Origin of the sequence: Acinetobacter entericus (assembly GCF_026168575.1) — a bacterium.
Lineage (GTDB): Bacteria > Pseudomonadota > Gammaproteobacteria > Pseudomonadales > Moraxellaceae > Acinetobacter > Acinetobacter bouvetii.
This window is the reverse complement of the sequence record NZ_JAPEQW010000015.1, coordinates 83357-91455: the sequence shown is the minus strand read 5'-3', so window position 1 is coordinate 91455 and position 8099 is coordinate 83357. Positions and strand designations below refer to the sequence as shown.

The 8099-nt window shown below is 43.0% G+C and carries 8 protein-coding genes; all 8 read left to right on the top strand.

What is annotated here, in order from left to right; translation table 11 throughout:
* The first annotated feature begins 313 nt into the window (after nt 1-313).
* The 8 genes from OKC24_RS12580 to hisC all read left to right on the top strand — a co-directional run bounded on the left by OKC24_RS12580 (nt 314) and on the right by hisC (nt 8072).
* Entirely contained in the window at nt 314-556 is a 243-nt protein-coding gene (locus tag OKC24_RS12580; protein ID WP_228257631.1) for a DMP19 family protein, read from the top strand.
* A 302-nt stretch (nt 557-858) separates the two neighbouring features.
* Nucleotides 859-2313 (top strand): RNA polymerase factor sigma-54, encoded by a 1455-nt coding sequence (locus OKC24_RS12575; RefSeq protein WP_130147525.1) that lies wholly within the window; start codon nt 859-861, stop codon nt 2311-2313.
* A 171-nt stretch (nt 2314-2484) separates the two neighbouring features.
* Entirely contained in the window at nt 2485-2817 is a 333-nt protein-coding gene (gene hpf / locus OKC24_RS12570) for a ribosome hibernation-promoting factor, HPF/YfiA family (protein ID WP_005011988.1), read from the top strand.
* Between the two features lie 137 nt (nt 2818-2954).
* Complete coding sequence (gene ibaG, locus OKC24_RS12565) at nt 2955-3206, top strand: BolA family iron metabolism protein IbaG (RefSeq protein ID WP_131277738.1); 252 nt, start codon at nt 2955-2957, stop codon at nt 3204-3206.
* A 7-nt stretch (nt 3207-3213) separates the two neighbouring features.
* Nucleotides 3214-4470, top strand: a complete 1257-nt coding sequence (murA, locus tag OKC24_RS12560; RefSeq protein ID WP_130147529.1) for a UDP-N-acetylglucosamine 1-carboxyvinyltransferase — start codon at nt 3214-3216, stop codon at nt 4468-4470.
* Nucleotides 4470-5171, top strand: coding sequence for an ATP phosphoribosyltransferase (gene hisG, locus OKC24_RS12555; protein ID WP_130147531.1), 702 nt, complete (start codon nt 4470-4472; stop codon nt 5169-5171). The genes murA and hisG overlap by 1 nt, the downstream gene beginning before the upstream one ends.
* A gap of 290 nt (nt 5172-5461) precedes the next feature.
* Nucleotides 5462-6763, top strand: a complete 1302-nt coding sequence (gene hisD, locus OKC24_RS12550; RefSeq protein WP_165381196.1) for a histidinol dehydrogenase — start codon at nt 5462-5464, stop codon at nt 6761-6763.
* A 217-nt stretch (nt 6764-6980) separates the two neighbouring features.
* Nucleotides 6981-8072 (top strand): histidinol-phosphate transaminase, encoded by a 1092-nt coding sequence (gene hisC / locus OKC24_RS12545; protein WP_265465434.1) that lies wholly within the window; start codon nt 6981-6983, stop codon nt 8070-8072.
* Nucleotides 8073-8099: the final 27 nt, after the last annotated feature.

Here is an 8099-nt window from a genome sequence, read left to right as displayed (position 1 = left end):
AACGAGTTAGGGGGATTTTTTTATGCAAAAGAATATATATTAATATAGTTAGAAAGCTGAACAGAAGGCGCTTTAAAAAATGAGACGATATAAGATTTTAAAAAAAGAATAGCTTGATGGATAAAGAAGAATGACAGAGAAACTTCCATGCACAATGTGCGGTGCAATGATTCTAAAAGATACTTTTGAGCGGAATACAGGAGTGTGTATGCCATGTAAAAATGGTACACAAGTTGCGCATGAACATTCTAAACAGCAATATGAGCGAGACAGGCTTTATAGGCAATCCGAAGAATACCATTACTGGGTATAATTGGTTGAAAAAGTTAATCAGCAGCGCTGGTCAGTACTGTCACGGCAGGATCAGCATTATTTTGTCATTAGTATTTTAATTGGTGAGGTTTTAAATGGCGGTTTTGAGCAATGTTTTTTTAATAGTTCTGGGGATTATTACACGCAGACAAAGCAAGTTTTGATTCAGTATGGTGAAGACGATATCTTTAGGCTATTGCTGCGCGCGAAGCAGCTGATTTTTGCGGGGCAAGCGTGTGAATAGCGACGGCAATTGTTGCGGAATATTGAGGCCAAGCAAGAACAGCGGCATGATGCGGAACTGCGTTTGCTGGAGGATCAGTTTTTTGAAAAATCTGACAAGCTTGTAGCCCTTTTATCAAAGTTGGCTGTGGAACATCATTTATATAGGCCTTTTGAAAAATATTTTTGAAGTTTGCTTTTTGAGCTGTTTGAGGCAGTATTATTGCTATAATTTTGTATGTTTTTTAATAAAATTATGCTATAAAAATCAAATACGGCATAAAAATTGCTTATAACTCGCGGTATTTATATAGGGAATAAAAGATGAAGTTATCGGTTGGATTAAAGGTTGCAAACTCTCTGTCGCTTACGCCGCAGTTGCAGCAAGCCATTCGGTTGCTTCAGCTTTCCAGCCTTGAATTAGAGCAGGAAATTCAGATTCAGTTAGACAGCAATCCTCTATTGGAAAAAATTGAGGAGCAATCTAGCGTTGAAGCGTTAGCGACATTAAGTGAATCGGAGCAAGACCGTAAAGATTTAACCAATGAGCTAAATGCGGATCATTTGCCAGATGATTTGCCTGTTGATACAGATTGGGATGATGTGTATACCCATCAGCCCACCAGCCTTGGCAGTGCAGAATTTGAAGAGCGTGAGGATAATCGCCAAGGGCATTTAAGTTTAAAAGAACATATGCTTGAGCAGGTGAATTTACTGAATTTTTCGACTGTTGATAAACTGGTCGCGCATTGTATTATTGACTCTCTTGATAGCAAAGGTTTTTTAGATTGTGATCTTTCGGAGATTACGCACTCTGCGCGGCATTTGCTGCAAAGCATGGACTATGATGAAGAGGTTGAGGATGATGAGGTTCTGGTTGTTTTAAAGCATATTCAGCGCTTGGAGCCTATAGGCATCGGTTCGAGAAACTTGGCAGAATGCTTAACCGTACAGTTGGAAAACTTACCTGCAGCTGTTCCAAACCGCAGAGAAGCATTGCTGCTGATGCAGCATTATGAATTGCTGATTTCCAATGAGCTTCCTAAATTAGTGAAACAGACAGGATTGAATGCCGAGCAGTTAAAAGCAGCCGTTGATTTACTGAAGACCTTAACAGCGCATCCCGGCATGGAATTTGAAGACCGCAGTTCAGATTATCAGATTCCTGATGTCGTTGTTTCTAAGAAGAATGAACATTGGCATGTACAGCTGAATCAGGATGTCATGCCTAAACTGAGGGTTAACTCGTTCTACGCCAATATGATTAAGCGGGCGGATCAAAGTGATGATAATCAATATTTGCGCAGTCAAATGCTGGAAGCCAAAAACTTCATTAAAAGTATTGATGAGCGCCATAAAACGCTGCTGAAAGTTGCCACTTGTATTGTAGAGCATCAACGGGCTTTTTTCGAAATCGGCCCTGAAGGTATGAAGCCTTTAGTGCTTCGTGATATTGCTGAAGAAGTCGAACTGCATGAATCTACCGTTTCAAGGGTAACCACGAATAAGTTTATGCTGACGCCACGCGGCTTATATGAATTAAAATACTTCTTTTCCAGTCATGTTGGCACCACATCCGGCGGTGAAGCATCATCTACGGCTATCCGTGCGAAAATTAAAAAAATGATTGCAGATGAAAATACGCGTAAGCCTTTGTCAGATAACGCTATTGCGAATATGCTGAAGGATGAAGGCATTGATGTTGCGCGCAGAACAGTGGCGAAATATCGCGAGTCGTTACATATTCCGTCGTCTTCTGAGCGAAAAGTCTTGATCTGAATTTTAAAATCTGACTATCCTATCGTTTCATTATGACAAAATAATGAATCTCTTTTTATTTAAGGAACGGCCAAAATGATTTGATGTTAAATGCAGAGCTCCAGCAATTTGCAAGTCTTCGAACTTTTGGGCTGTTTCTTTCTAATCCTAAAGAAGGTGAGGGATAGAGTTATGCAAATTACAATTCGTGGCCATCATTTAACCGTTACATCTGCGATAGAAGAAGATATTCGTTTTAAATTTGCACAGATGACTAAGCATTTAGACCAAGTCAACAGTATGCAAGTAAAGCTGACCAAAGATCATCAAATTGATAAGCGTTCCCGTAAAGGAAGTTCAAACCATATTGCAGAAGCGATCATTCGGCTGCCTGGCGCAGAACTGTTTGCACAGGCCACAGCCGATGATATGTATACTTCAATTAAAAAATTGGCAGAAAAATTAAAAAGGCAGCTACATAAGCACCGAAAAATGCAATTGATCTATATGCCCTTAGAGGTTTAGCTCGTAATTTGCGCAAAAAAGAGGTTTTAAATAACCTCTTTTTTTATTGATATATTGTGTGTGATTAATGAATTATTTTTTTGATTTATAGTAAAATGACAGGTTTTACACCGTTAGTCCTATAAAGAGGTCTTGTGATGAATAGTGAACAGCTCGCTGATATTTTAAAAGCTGCGTTTCCAGAAGCTGAAGTTGCAGTGAGTGGGCAAGGCGGAAAATTTGATCTTCGTGTAGTGGATGATCAATTTGAAGGCAAGCGCCCCGTTGCCCGCCAGCAAACCGTTTACGCGCCTTTGAATTCCTATATTGCCAGCGGTGAAGTTCATGCAGTCACAATTCGCGCAATGACCAAAGAAGAATGGCGCAAAGCAAGCCTTTTCGGAGCTTAATAATTTAATGGATAAATTTTTAATTCAGGGCGGTGTGAAGCTCGAAGGCGAAGTGCGTATTTCTGGTGCAAAAAATGCAGCGCTTCCATTGCTGGCTGCAATGATTTTAGCAGACACTCCGATTACTCTGACCAATGTTCCAAACCTTAAAGATGTCAATACCTTAGTAAAGTTAATTGGCGGTTTGGGCGTACAGATTTCTTATGAAGGCGATACCGTAAAAGCAGATGTATCTACTTTAGATAATCAGTTTGCACCGTATGAGCTCGTTAAAACCATGCGTGCTTCAATTCTGGTGCTTGGGCCATTGCTCGCGCGCTATGGCAGTGCACAAGTGTCACTTCCGGGCGGCTGTGCGATCGGTTCACGTCCAGTTGATCAGCATTTAAAAGCATTAGAAGCTTTAGGTGCGCATATTGAAGTTGAAAATGGCTATGTACACGCCAAAGTCGATGGCCGCTTAAAAGGCGGTGAAGTTGTCTTTGATATGGTGACTGTAGGCGGTACAGAGAATATCTTAACGGCTGCGGTATTGGCGGATGGCGTAACCACCATCCGTAATGCAGCCCGTGAGCCGGAAATTACAGATCTTGCGCAAATGCTGATTAAGATGGGCGCAAAGATTGAAGGCTTGGATACAGATACCCTGATTGTAACGGGCGTAGAAAGCCTGCATGGCTGTGAATATGCTGTGGTTGCGGACCGTATTGAAACAGGGTCATATTTAGCCGCTGCCGCAATTACTGGCGGTAAGGTGAGAACTACACATACTGATCCAAATCTTCTTGAGTCTGTTTTGGATAAATTTGAAGAAATGGGCGCAGAAGTGACCCGTGGCGATGACTGGATTGAACTGGACATGATGGGTAAACGCCCAAAAGCCGTCAGTTTCCAAACTTTACCGCATCCAGAATTCCCGACAGATATGCAAGCGCAGATTATGGCGGTGAATGCCATTGGCCGCGGTTTTGCAACGATTTCGGAAACGATTTTTGAGAACCGTTTTATGCATGTGCCTGAGCTTTCTCGTATGGGAGCAAATATTCAGGTTGAAGGTAATGATGCTGTTGTGACCGGTGTAGACAAACTTTCTGCAGCGCCGGTAATGGCAACTGATTTACGCGCTTCATTCTCCTTAGTTCTGGCAGCATTGGCGGCGGAAGGGGAAACATTGATTGACCGTATTTATCATATTGACCGCGGTTATGAAGACATTGAAGCAAAGTTACAGGGTTTAGGTGCCCAAATTAAGCGAGTAAGTTAATGAGTGATATGAGAAACGATGATCCAAACTTTGACGTAATGGGCAATTTTGATCATGGTTTAACTTTAGCATTAAGCAAAGGGCGTATCTTAAAAGAAACTTTACCGTTGCTTGAAACAGCGGGGATTAATTTACTGGAAGATCCAGATAAGTCCCGTAAATTAATTTTCCCGACTACCCATAAGCGCGTGCGTATTTTAATTCTGCGCGCTTCGGATGTGCCGACTTATGTTGAAAACGGCGCGGCGGATTTAGGGGTTGCCGGTAAAGATGTATTGATGGAACATGGCGCACAGAATGTGTATGAGCCATTGGACTTGAAAATTGCCAACTGTAAACTCATGACAGCCGGCAAAGTCGGGATGGTCCGTCCGAAAGGCCGTTTAAAAATTGCCACTAAATATGTAAATTTAACGCGTCAATACTATGCAAGCCTTGGTGAGCAGGTAGATGTGATTAAGCTTTACGGTTCAATGGAGCTGGCTCCATTGGTTGGTTTGGGTGACTATATTGTCGACGTTGTTGATACTGGTAATACCCTTCGCGCAAACGGTTTAGAACCTTTGGAAGAAATCTGCAAAGTTTCTTCACGTTTGATTGTGAACAAAGCCAGCTTTAAACGTAAGCAGCAGTTATTGAATCCAATTCTAGCTCAGCTGGAAACCGCTGTAGAAGCACGGGAAAAAGCCAAGCAGGCTTAATGTGTATTTAAAAAAAACCGCCCTTTGAGGCGGTTTTTTGCGCCAATTGCTTTTTAGGCAAAACAGCATTAAAAAACGGGTCATCACATTCAGAGTACTTTGGCCTATTTTTAATAGAGATGGTTTTGATTTTACTGACTTTTGGCGCTTCGGGCTGGAAGCAGCTGTATGAACAGCCTAGCCAATGCAATCAAAAGTAATTTTCCATTAAAGTCTGCTTAAAAGGCGGAGGATTGTTGCCCACAAAATGGCGGAAACAAGGTAAACTAAAGTTTTCCAATTCAAACCTTGTGGGTAAATTGATGCGACGTTTATCGACTCAAGATCAAAACTTCAAGCAGGCTTTTGCTGACTTGTTGGCTTTTGAGACAGTTAGTGATCCTGAACTTTTAAAAACCGTAGATCAAATCATTGCTGATGTCCGTCTGCATGGTGATGCTCATGTTCTTAAACTCACTCAACAGTTCGATCGACATCCCGCGCATCAATTTTCTGATCTGGAATTAAGCCAAGAACAGTTGAAAGCAGCCTTTGAGGGTTTAACTGCTGAAGTGCGTGAAGCGTTGGAGTTGGCGGCTAGCCGCATCCGTGAGTTCCATCAGGCGCAAAAGCAGGATGGCTGGACTTATGTTGATGCTTTGGGCAATACATTAGGTCAAAAAATCACGCCTTTAGACCGTGTGGGCATTTATGTACCGGGCGGTTTAGCTTCTTATCCATCCTCTGTATTGATGAATGCGGTTCCAGCCCATGTCGCTGGCGTGCCGGAAATTATTATGGTGGTGCCTGCGCCGAATGGTGAACTCAATCCATTGGTTTTGGCCGCTGCTTATCTATCTGGCGTGCACCGCGTATTTACCATTGGCGGGGCGCAAGCGGTTGCTGCCTTGGCATACGGCACGGAAACGATTCCATCTGTTGATAAAATTACTGGACCAGGAAACCGCTTCGTTGCTGCGGCAAAACGGGCCGTATTTGGTCAGGTCGGCATTGATATGATTGCCGGGCCATCAGAAATTCTGGTTTATGCAGAAGGTGAGAACAATGCTGAGTGGCTGGCCATGGATTTATTGTCGCAAGCGGAACATGATACTGTTGCGCAAGCAGTTTTTATTACGCCTGATGAGCAGCTGTTGAATGATGTGGCAACTGCGATTGAAGCGCATTTGCAAGCTTTACCTAAAGCTGAGATTGCGCGCACATCGATTGCCAATCGCGGCGCATTGGTCTTGGTAAAAGACCGTGCGGAAGCCATTGAGCTGATCAACCAGGTAGCGCCAGAGCATTTAGAGCTATGTTTGGATGACGCGCAAGCAATGGCTGAGGATATCCGTCACGCAGGCGCAATTTTCATGGGACGCTACACTCCTGAAGCCATCGGTGATTACTGTGCAGGGCCAAACCATGTGCTGCCAACATCTGGCACAGCGCGTTTTTCATCGCCTCTGGGCGTATATGATTTCCAGAAGCGTTCAAGCCTGATCATGTGCTCAGAGCAAGGTGTTAAAACCTTGGCGAAAACGGCAGACATTTTGGCGCAGCAGGAAAATTTGGATGCGCATGCGCGTTCTGCGCGTTACCGTTATCAGTAATTGAAATATAGGCTAGCTGAAAAAATCTAGCTTTCTAAAATGACAAACCTCTCCCTGACCCTCTCCTGCAAGGAGAGGGAAACGCATGCAATGAAAAAATTCGATGTTCGATTTCATCATTCATGAGATGGAGATTCCTCTGCTGAACGAGTTTGAAAGTGTAGCTTTCAAAACACAGTTCAAGAGAGGTTAGGAGAGGGCAATAAGAGAATATAAAATGTCTAGCATTACTACCGATCAGATGCGTTTTTGGAGCCCGGAAGTGCGTGAGCTTGAGCCTTACGTGCCTGGAGAACAGCCGAAAATTCAAAATTTATTAAAATTAAATACCAATGAAAACCCTTATCCGCCATCCCCTAAAGTGGTTGCCGCGGTACAGGCGGTATTGGCTAATTCAGCCGATGCTTTACGTCTTTATCCTGATCCTGATGCATCGGCGTTAAAGCAGGCGATTGCCAAACAGCAGAATGTGGCTGTAGAAACCGTATTTGTTGGCAATGGCTCTGATGAAGTGCTTGCGCATATTTTTAAAGCATTTTTCATTCAAAATTTACCGGTTTTGTATCCTGATATTACCTACAGTTTTTATCCAGTTTATAGCCAGTTCTTTGGTATTAAAACCAAAGTGCTGCCTTTGAATGATGATTTTGAAATCATTGCCGATGATTATAAGCAAGCCAATGGCGGGATTATCATTACCAATCCCAATGCGCCAACCAGTATAGATCTAGGCTTGGCTGCGATTGAAGAAGTGCTGCAGGCGAATCCAAATTCTGTCGTCGTGATTGATGAGGCCTATGTGGATTTTGGTGCGGAATCAGCAGTCAAATTGGTCGAAAAATACGATAATTTAGTGGTCTGCCAAACCACTTCCAAGTCGCGTTCTTTGGCGGGCCTGCGTGTTGGCTTTGCCATTGCCCAGCCGCATTTGATTGCAGCATTGGAAGCGGTGAAAAATAGTTTCAATTCATATCCAATTGACCGTTTTGCCATTGCTGCCGCCGTTGCTTCGTTTGAAGATCAGGCTTATTTTGAAGAGCATAATCAGAAGGTGATAAAGAGCCGTGACAAACTTATGGCGCAGCTTTCAGATTTAGGGTTCAATGTTTTGCCGTCAAGCGCGAATTTTATTTTTGCGTCGCTGCCATCCAAAGATGCCGGCGACTTAGCTGCTGATTTACGTGAAAAAGGAATTATTGTGCGATATTTCAACAAACCGCGCATTAATCAATTTTTGCGGATCACGATTGGTACAGATGAACAGAATCAGCGTCTTGTTGATACGTTGAAGCATGAAATTTTAATGTGAATTAGATTTTTACTCAGCCAGAGCCCC

Coding starts and splice junctions, on each gene's coding strand:
- OKC24_RS12575 (WP_130147525.1), top strand. CDS start 859: ATGAAGTTATCGGTTGGATTAAAGGTTGCAAACTCTCTGTCGCTTACG.
- hpf (WP_005011988.1), top strand. CDS start 2,485: ATGCAAATTACAATTCGTGGCCATCATTTAACCGTTACATCTGCGATA.
- ibaG (WP_131277738.1), top strand. CDS start 2,955: ATGAATAGTGAACAGCTCGCTGATATTTTAAAAGCTGCGTTTCCAGAA.
- murA (WP_130147529.1), top strand. CDS start 3,214: ATGGATAAATTTTTAATTCAGGGCGGTGTGAAGCTCGAAGGCGAAGTG.
- hisG (WP_130147531.1), top strand. CDS start 4,470: ATGAGTGATATGAGAAACGATGATCCAAACTTTGACGTAATGGGCAAT.
- hisC (WP_265465434.1), top strand. CDS start 6,981: ATGTCTAGCATTACTACCGATCAGATGCGTTTTTGGAGCCCGGAAGTG.